General features: G+C 48.9%; 1 protein-coding gene. It reads right to left on the bottom strand.

Annotated features, from left to right (window positions below; all coding sequences use genetic code 11):
• Positions 1 to 33 precede the first annotated feature (33 nt).
• On the bottom strand, positions 34 to 278 hold a 245-nt coding region (locus AAEY57_RS19815), incomplete at its 5' end, for a winged helix-turn-helix domain-containing protein (protein WP_350608646.1).

Genomic DNA, 278 nt, shown 5'->3' with positions numbered 1-278 from the left:
CAAAAGCACTGCGCGGAAACATGCCCATAAATATTACTTTTCACCGTCGGGAACAAACACATACCCCAAACCCCAAACGGTTTGAATATATCGCGGATTGGCAGCATCTACTTCAATCATGCGGCGAAGTCTCGACACTTGCACATCAATGCTTCGCTCAAGCGCACTGTAATCGCGGCCACGCGCTAAGTTCATTAGCTTATCGCGGCTAAGTGGCTCACGTGGATGCGAAACAAGCGCTTTAAGCACTGCAAACTCACCACTGGTAAGCGATATTG

The organism is Pseudoalteromonas sp. MER144-MNA-CIBAN-0113, assembly GCF_040308965.1.
In the GTDB taxonomy this organism is placed as follows: domain Bacteria; phylum Pseudomonadota; class Gammaproteobacteria; order Enterobacterales; family Alteromonadaceae; genus Pseudoalteromonas; species Pseudoalteromonas tetraodonis.
Note: the sequence above shows the minus strand (reverse complement) of the source record. Positions and strands in the feature narration are given on the sequence as shown.